At 62.4% G+C, this 23,848-nt stretch carries 23 protein-coding genes; 10 read left to right on the top strand and 13 right to left on the bottom strand.

Going from position 1 to position 23,848, the window contains the following annotated elements:
• Positions 1-101: 101 nt before the first annotated feature.
• The 3 genes from VM94_RS18775 to VM94_RS18765 form a co-directional block, all read right to left on the bottom strand.
• Entirely contained in the window at positions 102-887 is a 786-nt protein-coding gene (locus VM94_RS18775; protein WP_046684857.1) for an ATP-binding cassette domain-containing protein, read from the bottom strand.
• 3 nt (positions 888-890) lie between these two features.
• Positions 891-2,024 (bottom strand): ABC transporter permease, encoded by a 1,134-nt coding sequence (locus VM94_RS18770; protein ID WP_046685507.1) that lies wholly within the window; start codon positions 2,022-2,024, stop codon positions 891-893.
• A gap of 166 nt (positions 2,025-2,190) precedes the next feature.
• Entirely contained in the window at positions 2,191-3,240 is a 1,050-nt protein-coding gene (locus VM94_RS18765; RefSeq protein WP_034757655.1) for a sugar ABC transporter substrate-binding protein, read from the bottom strand.
• 248 nt (positions 3,241-3,488) lie between these two features.
• Here VM94_RS18765 and VM94_RS18760 point away from each other — a divergent pair, with 248 nt between their 5' ends.
• From VM94_RS18760 to VM94_RS18750, 3 genes are read left to right on the top strand one after another with little or no spacing between them, the layout of a single operon-like run.
• Entirely contained in the window at positions 3,489-4,355 is an 867-nt protein-coding gene (locus VM94_RS18760; protein WP_034757651.1) for a MurR/RpiR family transcriptional regulator, read from the top strand.
• Complete coding sequence (gene iolG / locus VM94_RS18755; protein WP_046684856.1) at positions 4,348-5,340, top strand: inositol 2-dehydrogenase; 993 nt, start codon at positions 4,348-4,350, stop codon at positions 5,338-5,340. The genes VM94_RS18760 and iolG overlap by 8 nt, the downstream gene beginning before the upstream one ends.
• Before the next feature lie 33 nt (positions 5,341-5,373).
• Entirely contained in the window at positions 5,374-6,396 is a 1,023-nt protein-coding gene (locus tag VM94_RS18750; protein WP_046684855.1) for a Gfo/Idh/MocA family oxidoreductase, read from the top strand.
• Positions 6,397-6,411: 15 nt separating this feature from the next.
• Here VM94_RS18750 and VM94_RS18745 read toward each other — a convergent pair whose 3' ends face one another.
• Both VM94_RS18745 and VM94_RS18740 read right to left on the bottom strand, forming a co-directional pair.
• Positions 6,412-6,759 carry a helix-turn-helix domain-containing transcriptional regulator gene (locus tag VM94_RS18745; RefSeq protein ID WP_046684854.1) on the bottom strand — a complete coding sequence of 116 codons (348 nt, stop codon included), beginning with the start codon at positions 6,757-6,759 and terminating at the stop codon, positions 6,412-6,414.
• Positions 6,716-7,081: a type II toxin-antitoxin system RelE/ParE family toxin gene (locus VM94_RS18740; RefSeq protein ID WP_442905228.1), complete on the bottom strand. Its 366-nt coding sequence runs from the start codon at positions 7,079-7,081 to the stop codon at positions 6,716-6,718. Before VM94_RS18740 ends, VM94_RS18745 begins: the two co-directional genes overlap by 44 nt.
• A gap of 237 nt (positions 7,082-7,318) precedes the next feature.
• Here VM94_RS18740 and VM94_RS18735 point away from each other — a divergent pair, with 237 nt between their 5' ends.
• Positions 7,319-8,545 (top strand): hypothetical protein, encoded by a 1,227-nt coding sequence (locus tag VM94_RS18735; protein WP_046685505.1) that lies wholly within the window; start codon positions 7,319-7,321, stop codon positions 8,543-8,545.
• 6 nt (positions 8,546-8,551) lie between these two features.
• Here VM94_RS18735 and VM94_RS18730 read toward each other — a convergent pair whose 3' ends face one another.
• The 3 genes from VM94_RS18730 to VM94_RS18720 are packed head-to-tail and all read right to left on the bottom strand — an operon-like array spanning position 8,552 to position 12,024.
• Positions 8,552-10,015: an ATP-binding protein gene (locus VM94_RS18730; RefSeq protein WP_046684853.1), complete on the bottom strand. Its 1,464-nt coding sequence runs from the start codon at positions 10,013-10,015 to the stop codon at positions 8,552-8,554.
• Positions 10,008-10,721 (bottom strand): response regulator, encoded by a 714-nt coding sequence (locus VM94_RS18725; protein ID WP_034757625.1) that lies wholly within the window; start codon positions 10,719-10,721, stop codon positions 10,008-10,010. Before VM94_RS18725 ends, VM94_RS18730 begins: the two co-directional genes overlap by 8 nt.
• Complete coding sequence (locus VM94_RS18720) at positions 10,696-12,024, bottom strand: ABC transporter substrate-binding protein (protein ID WP_200899238.1); 1,329 nt, start codon at positions 12,022-12,024, stop codon at positions 10,696-10,698. Before VM94_RS18720 ends, VM94_RS18725 begins: the two co-directional genes overlap by 26 nt.
• 354 nt (positions 12,025-12,378) lie before the next feature.
• Here VM94_RS18720 and VM94_RS18715 point away from each other — a divergent pair, with 354 nt between their 5' ends.
• From VM94_RS18715 to VM94_RS18690, 6 genes are all read left to right on the top strand, one after another.
• Positions 12,379-13,644, top strand: coding sequence for an ABC transporter substrate-binding protein (locus tag VM94_RS18715; protein ID WP_046684852.1), 1,266 nt, complete (start codon positions 12,379-12,381; stop codon positions 13,642-13,644).
• A gap of 111 nt (positions 13,645-13,755) precedes the next feature.
• On the top strand, positions 13,756-14,670 hold the full coding sequence (locus VM94_RS18710; protein ID WP_046685503.1) for a carbohydrate ABC transporter permease: 915 nt from the start codon (positions 13,756-13,758) through the stop codon (positions 14,668-14,670).
• An 8-nt stretch (positions 14,671-14,678) separates the two neighbouring features.
• The gene (locus VM94_RS18705; protein ID WP_046684851.1) at positions 14,679-15,518 is read left to right on the top strand and encodes a carbohydrate ABC transporter permease; all 840 of its coding nucleotides are present in this window, start codon (positions 14,679-14,681) and stop codon (positions 15,516-15,518) included.
• A 10-nt stretch (positions 15,519-15,528) separates the two neighbouring features.
• Positions 15,529-16,662: an ABC transporter ATP-binding protein gene (locus VM94_RS18700; protein ID WP_046684850.1), complete on the top strand. Its 1,134-nt coding sequence runs from the start codon at positions 15,529-15,531 to the stop codon at positions 16,660-16,662.
• A gap of 90 nt (positions 16,663-16,752) precedes the next feature.
• Positions 16,753-17,988: a maltoporin gene (locus VM94_RS18695; RefSeq protein WP_046684849.1), complete on the top strand. Its 1,236-nt coding sequence runs from the start codon at positions 16,753-16,755 to the stop codon at positions 17,986-17,988.
• Positions 17,989-18,087: 99 nt separating this feature from the next.
• Positions 18,088-19,116: a ParB/Srx family N-terminal domain-containing protein gene (locus VM94_RS18690; RefSeq protein WP_052755829.1), complete on the top strand. Its 1,029-nt coding sequence runs from the start codon at positions 18,088-18,090 to the stop codon at positions 19,114-19,116.
• Between the two features lie 71 nt (positions 19,117-19,187).
• Here VM94_RS18690 and VM94_RS18685 read toward each other — a convergent pair whose 3' ends face one another.
• The 5 genes from VM94_RS18685 to VM94_RS18665 all read right to left on the bottom strand — a co-directional run.
• Positions 19,188-20,297: an ABC transporter ATP-binding protein gene (locus VM94_RS18685; protein ID WP_046684848.1), complete on the bottom strand. Its 1,110-nt coding sequence runs from the start codon at positions 20,295-20,297 to the stop codon at positions 19,188-19,190.
• A 9-nt stretch (positions 20,298-20,306) separates the two neighbouring features.
• On the bottom strand, positions 20,307-21,176 hold the full coding sequence (locus tag VM94_RS18680; protein ID WP_034777933.1) for a carbohydrate ABC transporter permease: 870 nt from the start codon (positions 21,174-21,176) through the stop codon (positions 20,307-20,309).
• Positions 21,173-22,057 (bottom strand): carbohydrate ABC transporter permease, encoded by an 885-nt coding sequence (locus VM94_RS18675; RefSeq protein WP_010397323.1) that lies wholly within the window; start codon positions 22,055-22,057, stop codon positions 21,173-21,175. Before VM94_RS18675 ends, VM94_RS18680 begins: the two co-directional genes overlap by 4 nt.
• Before the next feature lie 112 nt (positions 22,058-22,169).
• Positions 22,170-23,423 carry an ABC transporter substrate-binding protein gene (locus tag VM94_RS18670; protein WP_035817882.1) on the bottom strand — a complete coding sequence of 418 codons (1,254 nt, stop codon included), beginning with the start codon at positions 23,421-23,423 and terminating at the stop codon, positions 22,170-22,172.
• A 244-nt stretch (positions 23,424-23,667) separates the two neighbouring features.
• Positions 23,668-23,848, bottom strand: a 181-nt coding sequence (locus VM94_RS18665) for a carbohydrate porin (protein ID WP_046683324.1), incomplete at its 5' end; no start/stop codon positions are given.

The raw sequence follows: 23,848 nt of genomic DNA, 5'->3' as shown, positions 1-23,848 counted from the left end.
GCCGATCTGCTGCGCGTACAGGTCCACGGCCAGGCGGCCCAGGCAGATCACGTCCAGCGCCCGGCCCTGGGCAAATTGTGTGGAATTATTCATGGCTATCCTTAAATCGTGACACCGTCGAGTTCACTCATCAGCGTTTGCATTTCCGCGCCGCCTGCCATCATGTCCAGCAAGGCATCCTTGCTCACCGTATCCTTGGTGAAGGTGCCCAGCGACTTGCCCCGATTCAACAACGTGAACGAGTCGCCCACCGGATACGCATGGTGCACATTATGCGTAATAAAGATTACGGAAATGCCCCGCTCGCGCGCCTTGTAAATCAGTTTCAACACATTGAACGATTGCTTGACGCCCAGGGCGGCCGTCGGCTCGTCGAGGATCAGCACCCTGGCGCCGAAGTGGATGGCGCGGGCGATGGCCAGGCATTGCTTCTCGCCGCCCGACATGGTGCCGATGGCCTGGTGCGGGTCGCGCACCATGATGCCCATCTCGGCCAGCTTGGCGCGCGCCGTCTCGGCCGCATAATCAATATCCATCACGGGTACCAGGCCCAGCAGCTTTTTCATCGGCTCGCGGCCCATGAAAAAATTGCGCGCCACGGACAGCAGCGGCACCAGCGCCAGATCCTGGTAGACGGTGGCCACGCCCATGTCCAGCGCTTCGCTGGGCGAATTGAAGACGACGGGCTTGCCATCGACCAGGTATTGGCCATCGGTGGGCTTGTGCACGCCCGCCAGGGTCTTGATCAGGGTCGACTTGCCGGCGCCGTTGTCGCCCAGCAAACAGTGCACTTCGCCTTCCTTCAACCGCATGGTGATGTTTTGCAAGGCCAGCACGGAGCCGAAACGCTTGCTGACATTTTCCAGGGCAAGAATATGCTCGCTCATGATTTATCTCGCTTCCGTGACGCGTGAGCGTACAAAGTTATTGAACAGCACCGCGATCAGCAGCATCACGCCGAGAAACACGCGGAACCAGTCCGAATTGATGTTGGTATAAGTGATGCCGATCTGCACCACGCCGAAGATCAGCGCGCCGAAGCAGGCGCCGACGACGGAACCGTAGCCGCCCGTCAACAAGGCGCCGCCGATGACGGCCGCGATGATGGCTTCGAATTCCTTTTGCATGCCGCGGTCGGCGGCAGCCGAACCCACGTCGCATACTTGCAAGGTGGCAAACAGGCAGGCGCAGAAGGCCGTGAAGACGAACAGCGAAATTTTCACCTTGCGCACCGGCACGCCCACATTCTTGGCCGCGTTGGCGTCGCCGCCCACGGCAAACATCCAGTTGCCGAAGCGGGTACGCGACAAGACAAACGCGGCGCTGGCGGCCAGCACCAGCCACCAGGCGATGACTTTCGGAATGCCCTTGACCAGCGGCGAGCCGTCGTCGAGCACGGCGATCCAGCCATGCGCGCCCATCCATTGGAACAGGCCAGTGGCCACGTTGCCGTGGAACAGCAGGCTGGCCAGCCAGTCCTGCGCCGCCAGGTCGCCCACGCCGCTGACGATGGTGCGGTTGGCGAACATGATCGATAGGGCCAGGGTCAGGCCGCGCAGGATGAACAGGAAGGCCAGAGTGACGATGAACGATGGCAAGCGCGTCTTGATGACGATGTAGCCGTTGAGCCAGCCCAGCGCCATGGAACCGGCGAAGGCGAAAATAATGGCGGCCCACAGTGGCCAGTGGAAATAAATCGTCGGAATGGCGATCATCATGCCGGCAAAGCCGATCATGGAGCCGATCGACAGGTCGAATTCACCGGCGATCATCAACAGGCAGGCGCCGATGGCGATGATGCCCAGGTAGGACGCCACTTGCATCCAGTTGACGACGCCATCGAGGTTGAACATGCCGGAGTCGCCGGCCGTGATGACGAAGAAGGCAAACACGAGCACCGCGCCGGAAATCGAGGCGAACTCGGGGCGGCCAAAAAACCGTTTGACCCAGCTGGTCGTGCCCACGCGCTCGTCGGCGGCGGCAACTGGCTTGCTGGAGGCGCCGGGAGGCGGAGGAGGATTCATGCCGGGGCTGGCCAGGCTGGATTTGAGCGCAGTCATACAAAGTCCTTTCAGTGTTACTTGATGCAATTACTTATCACCAGCATCGCTGGCGCCAGGCGTGTCCCTCCCATGCGCCGCCCGCGGGAAGCGGTGCGGCGCTGGGCAAACCCGGTGGCGACTGTGTGGATTAGCGGTATTGGCCCGCGTATTTTTCGACCTTGGAAATGTTTTCCTTGGTCACGAAACCGGGGCCGGAGCTGATGTGGCGTGGACCGTAGATCGGGGTCAGGCCGTATTCCGCCAGGCGCGCCTGGTATTTCGGATTGGCGATCAGGATTTCCTTGACCTTGGCCAGGTCAGTGATCTTTTGCTGTTTCATGATGGCCATCACGGCGACAGGAATGTAGCCTTGCAGGTAGGGCTGCTGGTCGATGGCGAACTGGATGCTGCCATCCTTGATGCCCTTGGCGATTTCTTCCGACAAGTCGAAGCTGGCGAAGTACATCTTGCCTTTCAGGCCCAGCTTCTCGACGGCGCGCATGGCGGCCGGCGCCGAGTCCGGTCCCAGCGCCAGCACGGCCTGGGTCTTGGGATTGCTGCGCAGATAGGCGCTGACCTTGCTTTCGATGACGCCAGGGTCGACGCCATTGGTGTCGAGCGTGGACGATTTGAAGTCGACGCCGAGCGCGTCGGCAAAACCGCGGCAGCGTTCGAACGACGACGCATTCATCGCATAGTGATTCACGCACACGAACGACTTGATGCCCGCTTCCTTGGCACGCTTGCCGGCGCCCAGGCCCGCGTCATATTCGGGCTGGCCCACGTGCATGATGGCTTTCAACTGTTCGCTTTGCGCGATGGTGCCCGAATTGATGGTCACGAGCATGATTTTCTTGGCCACTACCGTACCCAGCGGTTTTTGCAGCACGCTGAAGTCGGCGATGTCGGCGATCAAGCCATCGTAATTGCGCGCGGCCGACTGCTCGATCAGGCGCGCCATGTCGGCCAGGTCGCCATTCGGCGGATTGCGGTAGTCGACGGACACGTTGAAATCTTCACCGGCTTGCTTGATGGCGTTCTTGATGGTGTTCCACCAGGAATCGGAGTCCGGCGCGTGGCTGACCATGACGAATTTCTCGCCGGCAGCATGGCTGGCGCCCGTGCTCAAACCCAGGCTCAGTCCCAGGCTGGCGATGGCCAGGCACTTCATCAAACCCTTGCTTTTATTGCTATGCATGAATGTCTCCTAGACGGATTAATTTTTATAGTTGCGAGCTTTTATGAAGGGTGTCACCGGCCTGGCCTTGCGGCACACGAACCGATGCACTGCGCACAGCTTAGGCCACAAAAAAGACAAATGCAATAAAATTTTCAAAATAAATTTAAATAGAAATTCATTTCTATTTTCAAGATTCCCTCCTATAATTCTCGCCAGAACCAGCCGCACGGAGACAGCGGCCCAGCAAGCACACCAAGGAAAACATCATGGCAGCCACCGCCCCCATCGAACAGCTGATGCAGCACATTGCCGCCGAGTACGACAACCTGTCGCGCCAGCTGAAAGTCATCGCCCAATACATTGAAAAGCACCGGGCCAGCCTGATGCTTGAGCGCATCAGCGACATCGCCGCTGCCTGCGACGTGCAGCCGTCCGCCATCGTGCGTTTCGCGCAGCGCTTCGGTTACACGGGCTTTTCCGAAATGCAAGACGTGTTCCGCCAGGCTTATACGGACCAGGCCGGCGCCACCCCGGACTACCAGCAGCGCATCCGCAAGCTCATTTCCACGCGCGACGCCGCGCTCAGCGCAGGCGACCTGACGCGCGAATTCGTCGGCGCCAGCCGCGCCGGTCTCGACGACCTGGCAGCCGGACTCGACGACGCCCAGCTGGAAGCGGCCGTCAACCTGCTGCTGAAAGCGGAAAATATCTATGTGATCGGCGTGCGCCGGTCCTTTCCGATCGCCTCCTACATCGCCTACGCGCTCGAACACACGGACAAGCGCGTGCACCTGATTAGCGGACTGGGCGGCATGCACCGCGAACAGATGCGCAGCGTGCGCGAACGCGATGTGGCGATCGCCATCAGTTTCTCGCCTTACGGCAAGGAAACCCAGCAGTGCATCAAGGCGGCGCAAGACAAGGGCGCCAAGGTCCTCGTGATTACCGACAGCAAGCTGGCCCCGCTCGCGCGGGCTGCCGACGCGCTGCTCACCGTCACCGAGGGCAGCGCCTTCGCCTTCCGCTCGCTGACCAGCACCATCTGCCTGTGCCAGGCGCTGTTCATTGCGCTGGCATACAAATTAGAGCTCGACATCGAAGAAATCCACACCCCAGGAGAACATGATGATTGAAGTAGCGTTGTTCGGCGCCGGACGCATCGGCAAAATCCACGCGGCCAACCTGGCCGCCCAACCCGGCGTGCAGTTCAAGTACGTGGTCGACGTCAACCAGGAAGCGGCCGCCGCGCTGGCAGGCCTGCACGGCGGCAGCAGCGCCACGGTCGAGGCGGCATTGGCCGACCCGGCCATCAAGGCCGTCGTCATTGCGTCCAGCACGGACACGCACGCGGATCTGATCCTGCGCTCGGCCGCCGCCGGCAAGGCCATCTTTTGCGAAAAACCCGTCGATTTGACCATCGACCGGGCGCGCGCCTGCGCGGCCGCCGTCAAGGAAGCCAAGGTGCTGTGCATGCTGGGCTTCCAGCGCCGCTACGACCCCACCTTCAATGCCGTCAAGACACGTATCGCAGCGGGCGAAATCGGCACGCCGGAAGTGCTGATCGTCACCAGTCGCGATCCTGGCCCGCCACCAGTCAGCTACATCAAGGTATCGGGCGGCATCTTCAAGGATATGCTGATCCACGATTTCGACATCTTCCGCTGGATACTCGACGATGAAGCCGTCAGCGTGCACGCGACGGGCAGCTGCCTCGTCGACCCCGCCATCGGCGAGGCCGGCGACCTGGACACGGCCGTCGTCACCATCCGCACGGCCAAGGGACGCTTGTGCCAGATCAATGCCTCGCGCCGCGCCGCCTACGGCTACGACCAGCGTTTTGAGGTGCTGGGCAACGCCGGCATGCTGCAGGCGGGCAACCACAAACCGACGGAAGTGACGGCCTATGGCCCGGTGAACGTCAGCGTGGACAAGCCGGAAGATTTTTTCCTGGAACGTTACCGCGTGGCCTACGCGCAGGAAATGGCGCACTTTTTTGACGCCCTCACCCACGGCACGCCGCTGCGCACGACCGTCCATGATGGCTTGAAGGCACTGGAACTGGCCGAAGCAGCCACCCTGTCGTGGCGCGAGGGGCGTGTCGTGACCCTGGCGTCGTAACTTTATAAACAACAATAAAAATCTGGAGACACCATGTCATCCCCAACATTAAAAGTCGGCATCGTCGGCCTGGGCCGGCTGGGCCAGCGCCATGCCATCAACCTGGCGCAGCGCGTGCCGAATGCCGAAGTCGTGGCCGCCTGCAGCCCCGTTCCAGCCGAACTGGACTGGGCCGCCAGCACGCTGGGCATCACTACCGGCTATGCCGATTACGACGCCCTGCTGGCCCACCCGGGCCTGGATGCCGTCTTCCTCGTCACGCCCACCTCGCTGCATGCGGACCAGATCATCGCCGCCCTGCGCGCCGGCAAGCACGTGTTTTGCGAAAAGCCGCTGTCCCTCGACCTGGCCGACTGCCTGAAGGTGGAAGCGGAAGCGACGCGCCACCCGCAACTGACCATCATGATCGGCTTCGTGCGCCGTTTCGACGCCAGCTACCATGACGCCCAGCAAAAGATCGCCCAGGGACGCATCGGCAAGCCGTATCTGGTGCGTTCGCAAACCTGCGACCAGAACGACCCCAGCGGCGCCTTCATGCGCTTCGCCCCCACCAGCGGCGGCATCTTCCTCGATTGCAGCGTGCACGATATCGACCTGGCGCGCTGGCTGCTGGGCAATCCCGTGCCCAAACGCGTGTATGCGAGCGGCACCAACGCCATCCATAAGGGCTTGCAGGCGTTCGGCGACGTCGACAACGGCCTGGCGACGGTCGAATTTTCCGATGGCAGCATGGCCAGCTTCATGGCCTCGCGCACCATGGCGCATGGCCATGAAACCCTGACGGAAGTGTTCGGCACGGGCGGCCGCCTGGCCGTGGGCAGCAATCCGCGCCTGAACCGGGTGGAAATTTCAGATGCGCATGGCGTACGCAATGAGTGCACGCCCGACTTCTATGCCCGCTTCGCCGACGCCTTTTTGATCGAGGCGCAGGAATTCACGGATGCGGCACTGGGCCGGCGCACCTTGTCATTGACCTTGCACGACGCAACAGAAGCGACGCGCATCGGCCTGGCCATGACGCAAGCGATGCGCGAGGCACGGCCCGTGGAGTTTTAATCCCAAAGCAGGGACTCAGGCGGCCGGTGCGGGAAATGGACGTTCGGGCTGCCTGGGTTCCACGGCCAGCCGCAAGCCCATGGCATCGAGGATGGCCGTCAAGGTGCTCAGGGAGGGATTGCCATCGGGCGACAAGGTGCGGTACAGCTGGGTAGGATTGAGTTTGGCCGCCTGCGCCACGGCGGGCACGCCGCCAAAGGCGCGCGTCAGCTGGCGCAGCACGCTCAGCAGTTCGCCGTGGTCGCCATCGACGAGGATATTGTTGATCAGTTCAAGGGCGAAGGCGGGATCATCGCGGTACAGTTCGGCCATCGCTTCGTCATGCGAGCGGTCTCTCGGTGGTTTGCGGATGTCCTCGTTCATGTCCTCTCTCCTTCCAGTCGTGCCAGCAGGCACAGGCGTATTCGATATCTTTCGACTGCGTGCGCTTGTCTCCACCGCACAATAATAAAATGATCTGCTCGCCGGCAATGGCATAGTAGATACGGTAGCCAGGCCCCACATCGATGCGCAATTCCCACACGCCGTCGTGGCAAAATTTATGATCGCCAAAATTACCGGGCATCATGCGCAGCACACGTCGCACGATGGCCACCCTGGCCGTATTATCGCGCTGGCGTTTCAGCCATTCCGTATATAAATCCCTGCCCGATGATGTCAGGTAGTGCCGGATCTCGTACATCATATTCGTCCATAAACGAAGAAAGATCAAGGGGAAAATCACGTGTACGCATAAAAAAGAAGACCACGCCATCTTGCTACCAAACCCGCATGCGCAGGCCGCAAATGCAGAGGTCACTGATGTACATCAAGATGCGTTTTTCTAATTGTTATAGAGAAATGATGTCGTGTGTGCGCGCCGTATCCGCATGCCGATGCGCTATACAATAAGCGCCTGCCCAACCGCACAAACCAGGCCGCCATGACGAACAACGACAGCAACTCTCCTACTCTCGCCGACGTGGCCGAACGCTACGTCAGACTGGTCCTGGCCATGGGCCAGCACGATGCCTCGTATGTGGACGCCTATTACGGCCCGCCCGCATGGCAACAGGAAGCGCTAGAACAGCAACTGAGTTTGAGCGGCATCAAGACCGAAACGGACGAGGCGCTGGCCCTGCTGGCCGACGCGCCCTGCCTGCGCGCCGTCAACCTGCGCAAGCAATTGCAAGCCGTGCTGGCGCGCGCGGAGATGCTGCAGGGATCGCGCTTTGATTTCGATACGGAAAGCGCACGCCTGTACGACGCCGTCTCGCCCCATCACAGCCGCGCGTACTACGCAGCACTGGTGGCGCAAATCGACGCCCTGCTGCCTGGCGACGGCACGGTCAGCGACAGGGTCAACGCCTTGCGCGCGCAACTCATCATTCCCGCCGACAAGCTGTACGCCGTCATGGATGCGGCCATCCGCGCGGGCCGCGAGCGTACCTTGCAGTACATCGTCCTGCCCGAAGGCGAAGATTTCATATTGGAATTTGTCACCGACAAGCCGTGGAGCGGCTACAACTGGTACAAGGGCAACTACCAGAGCGTGATCCAGATCAATACGGACTTGCCCGTGTACATCGATCGCGCCGTCGATCTCGGCTGCCACGAAGCGTATCCGGGCCACCACGTCTACAACGTGCTGCTCGAGCGCGACCTGGTGCGAGGCAAGGGCTGGATGGAGTACTGCATCTATCCGCTGTATTCGCCGCAATCCCTGATCGCCGAAGGCACGGCCAATTACGGCATCGAACTGAGTTTTACGGATGAAGAACGGCTGGCTTTCGAACAGCAGGTGCTGTACCCGCTGGCCGGCCTCGATCCGGCGCTGGCACCCCGCTATGCGCAACTCAACGCGCTGCTGGCCAAACTCGGCTATGCCGACAACGACATCGCGCGCCAGTACCTCGAAGGCAGCCTGAACCGCGAAGAAGCGCTGGAATGGCTGGTCAACGTGCGCCTGTACCCGGCCGAGAAATCCGCGCAGCGCCTGCAGTTCTACGACGCCATGGGCGCCTACGTCATCAATTACAACTTGGGACAGGACATGGCGAAAGCCTATGTCGAGCGCCAGGGCGCGACGCGGGCCGAGCACTGGGCCGCCTTCCGCGACCTGATGTCTTCGCCGCGCGTGCCCAGCGCACTGCTGGCCGGGCAAAGCTGACGTCGCTCACTGGGCCGGCAGGCGGATGGTCGCTTCCAGGCCGCCGTCACGGTGGTTCGCCAGGGTCAGCTCGCCACCGTGGGCCTGGATGATGCTGCGCGCGATACCAAGCCCCAATCCCATGCCATGCGCGTTTTGTTCACGGCCATGTTCCAGGCGCACATAGGGCTGGAACAGGCTGGCGAACGCCTCTTCGGCCACGCCGGGGCCGTCATCGCGTATGCGGATGACCACGTTGGCGCCCTCGCGGCACGCCGACAAATGGGCCGTCTTGCCGTAAAACAGGGCATTGTCGAGCAAGTTGCCGATGGCGCGCTTCAGGGCCAGGGGCTTGGCCTTCACGCTCAGGTCCGTTTCCACGTAATGCACTTCATGGCCGGCCAGCTGGGTCCCGCGTACCATGCGCTGCAGCAAAGGGTCCAGGCGCACCTCGGTGGCGTTTTCATGGATATCGCTATCCTTCACGCATTGCAGCGCCCCCTTAACCATCATGTCCAGCTCATCAAGGTCATCATGGAATTCGTTGCGCTGCACATCGTCGTCGAGCAATTCCGTGCGCAATTTCAGGCGGGTGATGGGCGTGCGCAAGTCGTGCGAAATCGAGACGAACAGCCGTTCGCGGTCTTCCAGGTAGCGCTGGATGCGTTCGCGCATGCCGCTGAAGGCGCGCGCCGTCTGCACGAACTCGCGGCTGCCCGTCTGCGGCAGGGGCGGCGGCGTCTCGCCACGGCCAAACGCTTCGGCCGCGTCCGACAGGGCCGCCAGCGGCCGTGTGGTCCAGCGTACGACGAGGATGGACAGCAGCAGCACGGCCGCCAGCGACAACGCTTGCAGCAATACCCGGTCAAGTGTCCACGGATTACTGCTTTGCAAGAAATACGGATTGGGCATCAGTGCCGCCAGGTACAGCCAGTTGCCCGGCTCCAGCTCGGCCTGGATGACGAGGACGGGCGCGGGATTCGGTTTCAGCAGCAAGATGTGCTGCACCCAGTTTTCCGGCAAGTCGCCGATGTGCGCGCCGCTGTCGGCCACCACCAGGTCGCTCGGCCAGGCGAAGCCCACGCGGTACCCGGCCAGCTGCGGCAAGTCGCTCTTCAGCGCCGCCCCCACCGTGGCCACCACCGTATCGGCCAGCGCGTGCGGGGCGATTTCGCGGATGGCCAGCGGCCCCTGGTTGACGTTGACAAAGAAACGCGTGCCGCCCATTTCGCGAAATTGCTGGATCAGGATGGGGCGGTAATTGGCCGGCAAGCTGAGGAAGAAACGGATGGTGCTGGCGGCGCTGCGGGCCAGGTGCTGCGACGCCATGCGCGCCTCCACGGCCGAATCGCGGCGCAGCTGCGTGGCCCAGATCAGGTTGCCCACCAGTTGCGTGGCCAGCACGCCGGCCACCATCACCACGGACAGGCGGCCCAGCAGCGATGGCGGCAACAGGCGCTCGAGCAGCCGGCGCGCGCCCCGCTCAGGCATGTCCACTGCTCACGTCGGCCGAAAACACATAACCGGCGCCGCGCACCGTCTTGATCAGCATGGGCTGCTTGCCATCGTCCTTCAGGCGCAGCCGCAGCCGGCTCACCTGCACATCAAGCGAGCGGTCGAGCGGCCCCGCGTCGCGCCCCCGCGTCTGTTCGCACAGCACGCTGCGGTCGAGGATATCGCCCGGATGCTCAACAAAGTAGCGCAGCAGCTGGAAATCGAGGCCTGTCAGCTGCAGCGCTTCGCCATCGGCATCCGTCACCGTGCGCTCGAGCGTGTCGAGGGTGAAACCGACGAAGCGGTAATAGCGGGGCGGCGCGGCGGCGTCGATGCCCGTGCGGCGGTGGATGGCTTTGATGCGCGCCAGCAATTCGCGCGGGCTGTAGGGCTTGGCGATGTAGTCGTCGGCGCCCAGTTCCAGCCCCACCACCCGGTCCGTCTCGTCGGAGCTGGCCGTCAACATGATGATGGGCACGTTCGAGCGGGCGCGCACCACCTTGCACAGGGCAAAGCCATCCGTATCGGGCAGCATCACGTCGAGGATCACCAGCGACAGGCTGTCGACGTGGCGGTGGAATTCGGCCAGGAAGGTGGCGCCATCGTGCGCCAGGCCCACCTCGTACTGGTTCTTTTCCAGGTAGGCCTTCAACAGCATGCGGGTCTTTTGATCGTCGTCAACGACCAGGATTTTGCGTGACATGGTCTCGTCCTTTTTTATTCAGCGCCTGCAACATGCTGCCGATGCGGCGCTGGGCGTCGACCGCGCTGATCGTCTCGTCCAGGAAATAACGGTGCACCTCGGCGATGATGGCGTCCTTGCTGGTTTCATCGGTGGCCATGCGGTGCACGAGGCTGGGTGCCTGGAACGCGGCGCCGCGCGCGAATGCCTGCGCCGAGGCGCGCCCGCAGCTGTCCAGGCGCGACAGGTCGGCCTGGCGCAAGGCGGGAATCGAACCCTTCACCTGGCTGTACTCGAGCTGCACGGGCAGCGAAGCGACCACCTGCGCCAGCTTTTCCTGCGCGCCCTGGTGCGTGTAATCGGAGGCGAACATGGCCAGCGTATCGATGCTGTACAGGTGGTAGTCGCCCGTGTCGGGCGCGGCGACACAGCCGAACACTTCGTCCGTGGCGCGGCCCCAGGCGTTCAGCTCGCCCTTCGCCCAGTCGCCCATGATGTACATGGCCGCCTCGCCATCGCCCACCTGGCGCGCCATTTCGGGCCAGCCCTGTTCGCGCAACGGCGTGCCCATCCATTGCTTCAGGGACCTCAAGCGCTGCAAGGCGTGGCGCAGGCGCGGGTCCGCATACGCCTCGGCTTTCTTCTCGACAAACAGGGCGCGGTAATACGCGGGTCCCGATTCGGCCAGCACCAGCGTTTCAAACAGGGTGGCCACCTGCCACGCTTCGCTGCTTTGCGCCAGCGGCGTGATGCCGGCCTGGCGCAGCTTGCCGGCCACGCGCTCGAAGTCGCTCCAGCTGCGCGGCACGGCCAGGCCCAGGCGCTGGAAGATCTTGCGGTTGTAAAACAGGGTATTGATGCGGTGGATGCCGGCAGGAACGCCCATCGTATGGCCGCGGTTTTGCAGCAAGCCCCATACGGTGGGATACATGGTGGCGCGCCAGTTGTTGCTGGCGGCGACGCTGTCGAGCTGCAGCAGCAAACCCAGGTCGCTCCACTCGCCCAGGGTATAGCCGATCAGCTGCATGACTTCCGGCGATTTGCCGGCCAGCACACGGCTCTTCAAGACCTTGCCCGCGCCGACGCCCGCGCCGCCCGCGATGCCCGCGTCGCGCCATTCGACGCCTTCCTGCGCCAGGCGCGCCACCAGCACGTCGGCGGCGCGGCGCTCGCCGATCGAGGTCCACCAATGCAGTACTTGCAGCGCTTCGGCCCGCGCCGGCACGCTGCTACACAGGAGGGCCAGCAGCGCCAGCGCCGCCACGCCGCGACGGCGGGCGGCCCCGGCATGGCGGTCGGCGGTGCTGCGCGGCGGCGTCTTCAATCCTGTCCCCTTTTTCTTGTCGCGACAAACTATAGCCCAACTACAAAACAGCAGGTTGGTAATTTAGACCCCTGATTTGTAAAGAAACGTGAGCTTTTGTTGCACTACCTTGCGCAGCGCACAAGGGGCGCCACGCGCCGGACGCCCCGCGTGGCGCGCCACGGCAGCGGACATCGGTAAGGAAAGGTAAGCAAGCGCGCCTGCGAATTTCAATATTATTCTTTTAAATCAAAGAGATAAGAAAAATTTCCGGCGCAATGCCGGGTGCTGGCGTCACATTTCCCCCGATGCTACTGTCCGCCAACTGCAGCGTAACAGGCAGCCAAACAAGACCAACACCAACAAGGAGACGACATGCAACTGCATGCAAAAGGCGGCGCGGCCGCGCGCAACACATTGCTGGCCCTGCTGCTAGCCAGCGGCACGGCACAGGCGGGCACGCTCACCATCGAAAGCTGGCGCGTGGATGACAAGACCCTGTGGGAAACGGTGCTCATTCCCGCCTTCCAGAAAAAACATCCTGGCATCGAGATCAAGTTCTCGCCCACCGCCCCCACGGAATATGATTCCACCCTGAACGCGCGCCTGAGCGGCGGCACGGCCGGCGACTTGCTGGCCTGCCGCCCGTTCGACGTCTCGCTGGCCCTGTACAAGCGGGGCCAGCTGGAAAAGCTCGACGGCAAGGCCGGCATGGACAACTTCCCCGCCTCGGCCAAGGTGGCGTGGCAGACGGACGACGGCAAGGACACCTTCTGCATGCCGATCGCGTCCGTCATGCATGGCTTCCTGTACAACAAAAAAATCTTCCGCGAACTGAAACTGCAGCCGCCCGCCACGGAAGAGGAATTCTTCAAGGTGCTGGAAACGGTCAAGAAGAGCGGCAAATATGCGCCCTTGGCCCTGGGCACGGCCGACCAATGGGAAGCGAACCAGGTGGTATTTACCAGCATCGGCGCCAATTACTGGAAGGGTGAAGAGGGCCGCAAGGCGCTGATCGCCGGCAAGGCCAAATTTACCGACCCGCAATTCGTCGCCGCCTGGGAATATGAGGCCCGCCTGGGCAGCTACCTGTCCAAGGGTGCCAGCGCGCAAACCTATGGCGACAGCCAGAACCAGTTCGCGCTGGGCAAGGCCGCCATCTACCCGTCCGGCTCCTGGGACATCGCCTACTTCAAGCAAGACCCGGAACTGGAACTGGGCGCCTTCAACCCGCCCGTGCGCAAGGCCGGTGACAAGTGCTATATCTCGGACCACACGGACATCGGCATGAGCGTCAACAAGAAGTCAAAGAACAAGGAAGACGCCTACAAATTCCTCGCCTGGCTCGGTTCGCAGGAATTCGCCGACATCTACACCAACAAGGTGACGGGCTTCTTTTCGCTGTCGAATCATTTGATCTCCATCAAGGACCCGCTGGCCAAGCAAATGAACGGCTGGCGCGCCAGTTGCGCCTCGACCATCCGCCTGAATGCGCAAATCCTCAACCGTGGCGAGCCGAGCATGGAAAACGAGCTGTGGAACGTCAATGCCCAGGTCTTAAACGGCAAGCTGGCGCCGAAAGACGCGGCGCGCCAGATCCAGTCCGGCTTTGCCAAGTGGTACAAGCCGCAACAGCAATAAATCCCCCTACCCTCCCCGCGCAACCGGCCTGAGCAGTGCGATGCGGCAGCCGGTGGCACGGTTTTGCCGGCGGCCCCGCCGCCGGTGCTTTTCTTCGTCTGGAGTTTCGCCGTGAAAAAAGCTTTCCCATGGCACGTCCTCGTGTTCCTGGCCCCGGCGCTGGTCATTTACTCGCTGTTCAGCGCCCTGCCCCTGGCCGATACCCTGCGCCTGGGCCTGTACACGACCGATGAGAGCGGCCAGCACCATTTTGCCGGCCTGGCCAACTACGCCACCATTCTGTTCGACCCGCAATGGTCGCAAAGTTTCTGGAATGCGATGTGGAACAACTGCAAGTTCTTCCTCATCCACATGCTGCTGCAAAATCCCATCGGCCTGCTGCTGGCCACCCTCTTCAGCCTCAAGGGTTTGAAGGGCGAGCGCAGCTACCGTACCCTGATCTTCCTGCCGACCCTGCTGTCCGTCGTCATCATCGGCTTCATCTGGCAGCTGATCCTGTCGCCGCTGTGGGGCGTGGGCCAGTCGCTGATGGATGGCGTAGGCATCGGCACTTACTTCGCGCCTTGGCTGGGCCAGGAATCGACGGCCCTGCTGACCATCGCCCTCATTTCTGTTTGGCAATACATCGGCATCCCCATGATGCTGATCTATGCGGCCCTGCTGGCCGTGCCCGAGGAAATCATCGAGGCGGCCCACGCGGAAGGGGCCAGCGCCATGCGCATCTTCTGGCAAATCAAGCTGCCGCTGATCTGGCCCACCCTGGGGCTGGTGACCATCCTCACCTTCGTCGCCAACTTCAACGCCTTCGACCTCGTGTATTCCGTGAAAGGCGCGCTGGCGGGACCGAACTACGCCACCGACATCCTCGGCACCTTCTTTTACCGCACCTTCTTCGGTTACCAGGCCCAGTTGGGCAGCCCCACCATGGGCGCCGCCGTGGCCACCATGATGTTCCTCGTGATCCTCGTGGGCGTGGGCGTGTATTTCTTTTTCGTGCAGCGCAAGCTGACACGCTACGAACTGTAAGGGCCGCCATGCGCAACGTTTCCACCCGCCCCCTGGGCCGCGCCGCCGTGCATGCGATCCTGGCCGGCTACACCATCATCGCCCTGTTCCCCATCGTCTTGATCCTGATCAACTCGGTCAAGACGCGGGCCGCCATCTTCGACAATCCGCTGGCCTTGCCCACGCCCTCGACCTTTTCGCTCGTGGGCTTTCACAAGGTGCTGGCCAATTCGGACTTCCTGCTGTACTTCGGCAACAGCCTGTTCGTCACCCTGCTGTCGCTGCTGCTGATCGTGCTGTTCGGCGCCATGGCGGCCTGGGCCTTGTCCGAGTACACGTTTACGGGCAACCGCCTGCTGACCCTGTACCTGGCGCTGGGCATCATGATCCCCATCCGCCTGGGCACGGTCTCCATCCTGGAACTGGTGGTGCGGCTCGACCTGATCAACACCTTGACGGCGCTGGTGCTCGTATACACGGCGCAGGGCCTGCCGCTGGCCGTGATGATTTTGTCCGAATTCGTGCGCCAGGTGCCGCGTGAACTGAAGGATGCGGCGCGCTGCGACGGCGTGGGCGAATTCGCCATCTTCTTCCAGGTGATCCTGCCCCTGATCCGCCCCGCCATCGCCACGGTCGCCGTGTTCACCATGATTCCCGCCTGGAACGACCTGTGGTTCCCGCTGATCCTGGCGCCATCGGACCGCACCAAGACCGTCACCCTGGGCGTGCAGCAATTCATCGGGCAATACGTGACGGACTGGAACTCCGTGCTGGCGGCGCTGTCGCTGGCCGTCATTCCCGTGCTCGTGATGTACGTCATTTTCTCTCGTCAACTGATCCGCGGCCTGACGTCCGGCGCGGTCAAATAATAGGTGCGCCATGGCCCATGTAAGCCTGCAACAACTGACCAAATCCTACGACGGCCGCCACAATGTGCTGGCCGGCATCGACCTCGACATCCGCGACGGCGAATTCGTCGTGCTGGTGGGCCCTTCCGGCTGCGGCAAATCGACCTTGCTGCGCATGTTGTGCGGCCTGGAAAGCATTTCGCAAGGCACCTTGTCCATCGGCGGCAAGGTCGTCAACGACTTGCCGCCGGCCGAACGGGGCATCGCCATGGTCTTCCAGAGCTATGCGCTGTATCCGCACATGAGCGTGTATCGCAACATGGCGTTCGGCCTGAAGATCGCCGGCGCCAGCAAGGACGCCATCGCCCGGCGCGTGCGCCACGCGGCCGCCATCCTGAAGATCGACCACTTGCTGGAACGCCTGCCGCGCGAACTGTCGGGCGGCCAGCGCCAGAGGGTGGCCATCGGCCGCGCCATCGTGCGCGAACCGCAGCTGTTCCTGTTCGACGAGCCCCTGTCGAACCTCGACGCGGCCCTGCGCGTGCAGACGCGGCTGGAAATTGCCAAGCTGCACCGCCAGTTGAACGCCACCATCGTGTATGTGACGCACGACCAGGTCGAGGCGATGACCCTGGGCGACAAGATCGTCGTCATGCATGGCGGCCATATCCAGCAGGCGGGCACGCCTTTGGAACTGTACCAGCAGCCGGCCAACCGCTTCGTGGCCGGCTTCATCGGCGCGCCGATGATGAATTTCTTCGAAGGCAAGGTCATCGCCGCGCAGGACGATGGCGTGCGCGTGGCGCTGGCCAGCGGCCAGGAAATCACGGCCCTCGTCGATCCGGCCGGCCTGCTGCCGGGCGACGCCGTCACGGTGGGCCTGCGGGCAGAGCACATCCTGGAAAACGGCGACGGCAGCGCCCGCTTCCAGGGCGTCGTCAGCCTGGTGGAACACCTGGGCGAAGCCAACTTCATTTACCTGGCGCTGGACAACGGCCAGGAACTGGTGATACGCGGCGACGGCAACAACCGCGTGCCGCTGGGACAGCCATTCACGGTCTCGGCCGCCAGCAGCGCCTTTCATTTGTTCGATGCGCAAGGCGTGGCGCGCACGCGGCGCCAGCCCGGCAACCTGATTTCATCGAAACAGATATTGGCCGCCTGAGCTTCCCGCCCAGGCAGCCCCCCGATTGGATCGGCAGCGATCCGGTACGACGTGCCCAAGCACGCATTTTGATAACGACAAGGAGACTCCATGCAACACCCGAACAAGACCTCGCTGGCCCTGGCTTGCGCCATGCTGCTGGCCTGCGGCGCCGCCCACGCCAGCGATGCCGAAGGCGAATACCACGGCTACTTCCGCGCCGGCCTCGGCTCGAGCACGGACAGCCGCGGCCCGCAAAGCTGCTACGGCCTGGGCGGCAACACCATGCGCTACCGGCTCGGCAACGAGTGCGACACCTATGGCGAGTTCGAATACCAGAAGGAAATGGCCAAGTCGCCCAATGGCGTCAGCTTCGTCGGCCATATCATGGTGGCCGCCTATACGCCCAGTTCCGCCGTCAGCGATTCGGACCTGAGCATGTCGAAGATGTACGTGGAAGCGAAAAACATCGAAATCCTCAACGGCGGCACGGCCTGGATCGGCAAGCGCTACTACATGCGTCCCGACATCCACATGTTGGACTTGCAATACATCAATATGAACGGCACGGGCGGCGGCATCGATCAGTACAAGCTGGGACCGGGCCGCATCAGCTATGGCTTCTTCAAGGATAACGACAAGCCCGGCAACTCGGCCATCCGGCAAAACCTCGTCTACCAGGGCATCCCCATCAACCAGGATGGCACGCTGGAAGTGCTGACCACCCTGATCACGCCCGACAAGAAGGACAGCACCTCGCACAGCGGCTGGCAAGCCACCGTGCTGCACAAGCAGGATAAAGTATGGGGCGGCGCCAACACCTTCGGCATCCAGTACGGCGTCGGGCCGGGCACGGGCGCCGGCGGCCAGTGCTGCGACCGCATGGGCACGACGGGCTCGATCCGCAACGGCAGCGACGTCACGCGCTTGCGCATCTTCAATTCACTGTGGATACAGCCGACGCCGGAATGGAGCGCGGAAATGATCGCCATCGTGCAGCGAGACAAGTCCGACGCCACGGGCGGCAGCTCGACCTGGACCTCCCTGGGCGTGCGCCCCGTGTATGCCGTCAACGACAACTTCAAGCTGCAGTTCGAGCTGGGCACGGACCGCGTGACCTCGCCCACGGGCGGCGCCGCGCAGCGCCTGACCAAGCTGACCTTCGCCCCTACCCTGACGGCGGGCAAGGGTTACTGGTCGCGCCCCGAGCTGCGCGCCTTCGTCACCTACGGCAAATGGAACGATGCCGCCACGGCCGCCGTCAACAAGGCCAATGAATCGGGCCCCGTGTACGGCAACGCCACCAGCGGCACCTCGTTCGGCCTGCAAGTGGAGACGTGGTTTTAAGAAGCTGTCTTGATATGGCGCAGTGCATGCGCCTGTCGGACTGCGCGAAATCGCGTGCCGCGCTATGCTGCACGCCATACCGCTCACTTCGGAGGTCGCATGCACGCCGCATTTCCCCGGGCCGCCGCCGCACTGGCCCTCGCTTTCGCCAGCATGGCGGCGGCCCGCGACGCCGTCGTCGCGCCGGCACAGGTCCTGAGCGCGCGCCAGCAGGCGCTGATGGCCACCGTCGTGGGCAGCGCCGCCCATCCGCGCATCCTGCAGGTGCGCCTCGATGAATTGCATCCGACCCAGCCGGCCATCGGCTACGACCAGGTGTATTACAAGCTGGGACGCTATGCGGCCGAAGAAAAACACATCGCCGACATCGCCAAGCCAAAGAAATTCGCCGACCTGTGCGAAGCCAATGGCCAGGGCGACGTCTTGCCCAACACGGCCAATGTGCCCGGCACCACGCTCAGCGCACCACCGGCCGGCTACCGCTGCAAGGCGGCTGTGGGCAGCCGTCCGGGCGACATGAAGACCGTCGTCATCGGCCCGCGCGGCATCGTGTATCTGACCGATGGCCACCACACGTTTTCCACCTTCCGCGATGCCGACGGCGGGCGCAATCATCAATTGCAGGTCTGGGTCAAGGTCAGCGACAATTTCAGCGCACTGGGCGAAGCGGCATTCTGGACGCGCATGCGCGCGGAAAACAAGGTGTGGCTGAAAAATGGCCGCAACCAGGCCATCACGCCACAACAGCTACCGTCCGCCATCGGCCTGGATTCCCTGGACGACGACCCGTACCGCTCGCTCGTCTACTTTACGCGCGGGATCGGCTACGAGCCGCCGGAGCACGCCACGGAATTTCTCGAGTTTTACTGGGCCGACTGGTTGCGCGGAGTTCCCTCTCTGGACCTGGCGCGCGTCGACCTGCGCGATGCCACCGCGTATGCGAATGCGATCCTGCTGGCCGCGCAGGCGATGGTGGCGCTGCGGCCAGACGATATCGTCAGCGGCGGAAAGAGCGCGCGCGAACTGGGCGCCCTGCGGGAAGTCAACCGGGAAGAATTCGATGAGCTGATCGACGACAAGGGCAAGCTGCGCCACGCCATCGCGTACAAGAAATCGTTGGCGCAATAAGCGCGGCGGCGTAAACGACAACGGCCCGCCTGTCATGCGACAAGCGGGCCGTTTTCTGTTGCAGGTGCAGCTTAGGCGATGCGCTCGCCGTTGGCCGGATCGAACATGGCCGCTTTCGACAGGTTGAACGACAGCTGCATGGTCTGCCCCGGCAGCACGGCTTCGCGCGGGTGCGTGCGGCACGTCACGGCCGCGCCGTTCAAACGCGTCGTCAGCAAGGTGTCGGGGCCGGTCGGCTCGACCAGGTCGATCAGGCAGCCGAGTTCCTGGCCCACGTCGCCGTGCGCGCTGCTCATGTCCGTGATCTGCTCCGGGCGCACGCCCAGGATCACGTCGCGGCCCGCATAGCTGCGCAGCTTGTCGGCCGCGAACGGCAAGGCCAGGCGCAAGCTCTTGCCCGCGTTCTCGATGGCGACAAACACCTCGTTGCCTTCGATGACAGGCTTGACGGTGATGAAGTTCATCGACGGCGAGCCGATGAAGCCGGCCACGAACAGGTTGGCCGGATTGTCGTAGATTTCCTGCGGCGTGCCCAATTGCTGCACCACCCCGTCCTTCATGACGGCGATCAGGTCGCCCATCGTCATCGCCTCGATCTGGTCATGCGTGACGTAGACGATGGTGGCCTTCAGGCGCTGGTGCAGCAGCTTGATCTCGGCGCGCATTTCCACGCGCAGCTTGGCGTCCAGGTTCGACAGCGGTTCGTCGAACAGGAACAGCGACGGCTTGCGCGAAATGGCGCGGCCCATGGCCACGCGCTGGCGCTGGCCGCCCGACAGCTGCGCCGGACGGCGGTCCAGCAAATGCGTGATCTGCAGGGTTTCGGCGACGCGGGCGACGATTTCCTCCTGCTCCGCCTTCGGCACTTTTTTCACATTCAGGCCGAACGCGATGTTTTCGCGCACCGTCATCGACGGGTACAGCGCGTAGGACTGGAACACCATGGCGATGTCGCGATCCTTCGGCGGCAGGTCGTTGACGACCTTGCCGTCGATGAGGATTTCGCCGGACGTGACGCTTTCCAGGCCGGCCACCATGTTGAGCAAGGTCGACTTGCCGGAGCCGGAGCCGCCGACGAGGATCAGGAACTGGCCGTCCTTGATCTCGATGTCGATGCCCTTGAGGACTTCGACGCCATTCGTGTAAACCTTGCGGATGCTGCGTATCGATAAACTGGACATATTCTTTCCTTAACCTTTGACTGCGCCTGCGGTCAGACCGCGCACAAAATAACGGCCTGCGACCAGATAGACCAGCAGGGTCGGCAGCGCGGCAATCACCGCGGCGGCCATGTTGACGTTGTATTCCTTCACGCCCGTGGACGTGTTGACCAGGTTGTTCAAGCCCACCGTGATCGGCTGCGAATCGCCGCTGGCGAACACGATGCCGAACAGGAAGTCGTTCCAGATCTGCGTGAATTGCCAGATGATGCAGACGACGAAAATCGGACCCGAAATCGGCAGCACGATCTTGCGGAAGATCAGGAAGAAGCCGGCGCCGTCGATGCGCGCCGCCTTGATCAGTTCTTCCGGCACACCGATATAGTAGTTACGGAAGAACAGGGTCGTGAAGGCCGTGCCATACACCACGTGCACGAAGACGAGGCCCGTGGTGGTATTGGCCAGGCCGAATTCGCCCAGCAGGCGCGCCATCGGCAGGATCACCACCTGGAAGGGAATGAAGCAGCCCACCAGCAAGGCGGCAAACAGGATTTCCGAACCGCGGAAGCGCCAGTGCGCGAACACATAGCCGTTGAAGGCGCCCAGGAAGGTCGAGATCAGCACGGCGGGAATCACCATCTTGATCGAGTTCCAGAAGAACGGCTGCATGCCGTCACAGGTAACGCCCGTGCACGCCGAAGACCAGGCCTTGGACCAGGAATCGAACTGCCACACGTGCGGCAAGGCCAGCAGGTTACCGCTGCGGATCTCGTCGAGCGACTTGAACGACGTCGACAGGGTCACGTACAGGGGCACGATGTAGTACACCGCAAACAGAATCAGCAGCAGGTATACCACGACCCGTCCGAGGGTGAGGCGATTATTTCGTGTAGGTGTCATCTCATCGCCTTTGCGCTGCGCGTTTCCAGGTACATCAGCGGCACGAGCACGGCCACGATGGTGGCCAGCATCATCATTGCCGATGCCGAGCCCAGGCCCAGCTGGCCGCGGGTGAAGGAAAACTGGTACATGAAGATGGCCGGCACGGACGAGGAGTTGCCAGGTCCGCCAGCCGTCAGTGCGATGACCAGGTCGAAGCTCTTGATGGCGATATGCGCAAGGATCAGCAGCACGCTGAAGAACACGGGACGCATGGCGGGAATCACGATGCGCCAGTAGATCGTCGGCAAGGATGCGCCGTCGACTTGCGCCGCCTTGATGATCTCGTCATCGATGCCGCGCAGGCCGGCCAGGAACAGGGCCATGACAAAGCCGGACGACTGCCATACGCCGGCGATCACCACCGTGTAGATGGCCATGTCGGAGTTCACCAGCCAGTCGAAGGTAAACGAGGTCCAGCCCCAGTCGTGCATGACCTTTTCCAGGCCCAGGCTGGGATTGAGCATCCATTTCCAGGCCGTGCCGGTGACGATGAAGGACAGCGCCATCGGATACAGGTAGATGGCGCGCAACGCGCCTTCGGCGCGGATTTTCTGGTCCAGCAGGATGGCCAGGAACAGGCCGATGGCGATGCTGCAACCGATGAACAGGACACCGAAGATGCCGAGGTTCTTGAGCGAGGTCCACCAGCGCTCGTTGTCGAACAGCTCGACGTATTGCACCAGGCCGGCGAACTCGTAGTTCGGCATCAGCCGCGATTCGGTCAGCGACAGCCAACCGGTCAAAAAGATAAAACCATAGACGAATACCAGGCTGGCGATGAGCGTGGGGCCCAACACCATCTGCGGTATCCATCGGTCGAATTGCTTGCGTATGGACATAGGAGAGCCGTAGAGAGAACTGCGTGTGGCGCCGGCCTGGTCGAAGCCAGGGCGGACGCCTGCGATGCATGCAATGCAGCGGGCGCCGGCTAGCGTGCCGGCGCCGTCGTGATTACTTCACTTTTGCCGCTTTGGCCAGGGCTGCAACCGCATCTTTCGAGCTCATGTTGGTGTTCATGAACTTGGCAATGACGTCGGTCACGGCGCCTTGCGTGGCCGATGGCAGCGCCATGCCGTGGGCGAACGACGGCACCAGGCCGCCGGTCTTGTTGGTGGCGTCCATGTCTTCCATCGATTTCAGGGCGCAAGCGTCAAACTTGTCCTTCGATACGCCGGAACGCACAGGGATGGAACCCTTGTTCAAGTTGAAGATCGACTGGAACTTCGGATTCATGATGGCGTTGGCCAGGGCGATCTGCCCTTTCTTCGCATTCGCATCCTTTTGCGTGAACATGGCAAACGAATCGATGTTGAATGTGTAAGCCTTGTCCGTGCCAGGAGCGGCCACGCACAGGTAGTCCTTGCCCGGCACCTTGCCTGCAGCCGTGAACTCGCCCTTGGCCCAGTCGCCCATGAACTGGAAGCCGGCCTTGTTGTTGATGACCATGGCGGTGGCCAGGTTCCAGTCGCGGCCTGCCGCATCCTTGTCGATGTAGGTCTTGACCTTGCCCAGGGTGTCGAACACCTTGAGCATGGTCGGGCCGGTCAATTCCTTCTGGTCCAGCTTGAGGATGGCTTTCTTGTAGAACTCCGTGCCGCCCACGCCCAGCGCGACGGATTCAAACACGGTGGCGTCCTGCCAAGGCTGGCCGCCGTGGGCGATCGCGATGCCGCCCGATTTCTTGATTTTCTCGGCCGCGTCGAAGAACGCATCCCAGGTGGTCGGGGTGGTGGCCACGCCGGCTTTTTTCAGCACTTCCGGATTGACCCACATCCAGTTGACGCGGTGGACGTTGACGGGAGCGGCAACGTAGTGGCCCTTGTACTTCATGATGTCGGCGACGACTTTCGGCAGCACGGCATCCCATTTGCCTGGAATGGCGGCATCATCGATATTGGCCAGTACGCCTTCAGCGCCCCACTCCTGGATCGATGGGCCCTTGATCTGGGCGGCCGTCGGCGGGTTGCCGGAAATGACGCGGGTTTTCAGCGCGGTCGCGGCGTTTTCGCCAGCGCCACCGGCCACGGCGAAGTCTTTCCAGCCGAAGCCGCTTTCTTTCACGATTTGCTGCAACTGGCCCACGGACTTCGCTTCGCCGCCGGAGGTCCAGTAGTGCAACACTTCCACGTCGGTCGCAAAGGCGCTGCCAGCGAATGCCAGGGTGGTCAATGCGGCCAGTTGGGTAATCTTGAATTTCAGTTTCATCTCCACATTCCTTTTTTGATCAAGCTTTTAGGGGGCTTCGGCATACGGGGGCCGAAAAAGGTGAAATCTGCGCCTGTACCGGCGCTCTTGTGCTCAGACCCGCTTGCAAACGGGCATCATCTTGGTGTAAAGACGGCGCCGTGATCCATGACATGACTACATTGCATTTATATCACGGGACGGCGCCAAAAACGCATCCGCGAAGGATGCGCCAGGTTGAACTTGACTTACAACGCCTGCAAACTTAGAACCAGGTTTCTACCTGGAAACCGTAGGACGTGCCGCTGGTATTGTTGTTATAGATCGGGCCGCCGTTGTTCGACGCATTGACCGAGGCGGTAGCCGCATCGTTCCATTTGCCGTAGGTCACGAAAGCGCGCAGTTCAGGACGCGACCACAGGCCAGGACCGGCGGAGATCGTCGGT

It is taken from the genome of Janthinobacterium sp. KBS0711, assembly GCF_000988085.1.
Classification (GTDB): Bacteria; Pseudomonadota; Gammaproteobacteria; order Burkholderiales; family Burkholderiaceae_D; genus Janthinobacterium; species Janthinobacterium lividum_E.
The sequence above is the reverse complement of the archived record's forward strand: the minus strand, read 5'-3'. Positions and strand labels throughout refer to the sequence as shown.

Excerpts from the sequence above, each read along its gene's own strand:
- VM94_RS18725 (WP_034757625.1), bottom strand. The coding sequence starts at position 10,721 with ATGTCACGCAAAATCCTGGTCGTTGACGACGATCAAAAGACCCGCATG.
- VM94_RS18750 (WP_046684855.1), top strand. The coding sequence starts at position 5,374 with ATGTCATCCCCAACATTAAAAGTCGGCATCGTCGGCCTGGGCCGGCTG.
- VM94_RS18745 (WP_046684854.1), bottom strand. The coding sequence starts at position 6,759 with ATGAACGAGGACATCCGCAAACCACCGAGAGACCGCTCGCATGACGAA.
- VM94_RS18740 (WP_442905228.1), bottom strand. The coding sequence starts at position 7,081 with ATGATGTACGAGATCCGGCACTACCTGACATCATCGGGCAGGGATTTA.
- VM94_RS18760 (WP_034757651.1), top strand. The coding sequence starts at position 3,489 with ATGGCAGCCACCGCCCCCATCGAACAGCTGATGCAGCACATTGCCGCC.
- VM94_RS18690 (WP_052755829.1), top strand. The coding sequence starts at position 18,088 with ATGCACGCCGCATTTCCCCGGGCCGCCGCCGCACTGGCCCTCGCTTTC.
- VM94_RS18735 (WP_046685505.1), top strand. The coding sequence starts at position 7,319 with ATGACGAACAACGACAGCAACTCTCCTACTCTCGCCGACGTGGCCGAA.
- VM94_RS18730 (WP_046684853.1), bottom strand. The coding sequence starts at position 10,015 with ATGCCTGAGCGGGGCGCGCGCCGGCTGCTCGAGCGCCTGTTGCCGCCA.
- VM94_RS18705 (WP_046684851.1), top strand. The coding sequence starts at position 14,679 with ATGCGCAACGTTTCCACCCGCCCCCTGGGCCGCGCCGCCGTGCATGCG.
- VM94_RS18685 (WP_046684848.1), bottom strand. The coding sequence starts at position 20,297 with ATGTCCAGTTTATCGATACGCAGCATCCGCAAGGTTTACACGAATGGC.
- VM94_RS18680 (WP_034777933.1), bottom strand. The coding sequence starts at position 21,176 with ATGACACCTACACGAAATAATCGCCTCACCCTCGGACGGGTCGTGGTA.
- VM94_RS18695 (WP_046684849.1), top strand. The coding sequence starts at position 16,753 with ATGCAACACCCGAACAAGACCTCGCTGGCCCTGGCTTGCGCCATGCTG.
- VM94_RS18670 (WP_035817882.1), bottom strand. The coding sequence starts at position 23,423 with ATGAAACTGAAATTCAAGATTACCCAACTGGCCGCATTGACCACCCTG.
- VM94_RS18770 (WP_046685507.1), bottom strand. The coding sequence starts at position 2,024 with ATGAATCCTCCTCCGCCTCCCGGCGCCTCCAGCAAGCCAGTTGCCGCC.
- VM94_RS18700 (WP_046684850.1), top strand. The coding sequence starts at position 15,529 with ATGGCCCATGTAAGCCTGCAACAACTGACCAAATCCTACGACGGCCGC.
- VM94_RS18765 (WP_034757655.1), bottom strand. The coding sequence starts at position 3,240 with ATGCATAGCAATAAAAGCAAGGGTTTGATGAAGTGCCTGGCCATCGCC.
- VM94_RS18675 (WP_010397323.1), bottom strand. The coding sequence starts at position 22,057 with ATGTCCATACGCAAGCAATTCGACCGATGGATACCGCAGATGGTGTTG.
- iolG (WP_046684856.1), top strand. The coding sequence starts at position 4,348 with ATGATTGAAGTAGCGTTGTTCGGCGCCGGACGCATCGGCAAAATCCAC.
- VM94_RS18715 (WP_046684852.1), top strand. The coding sequence starts at position 12,379 with ATGCAACTGCATGCAAAAGGCGGCGCGGCCGCGCGCAACACATTGCTG.
- VM94_RS18775 (WP_046684857.1), bottom strand. The coding sequence starts at position 887 with ATGAGCGAGCATATTCTTGCCCTGGAAAATGTCAGCAAGCGTTTCGGC.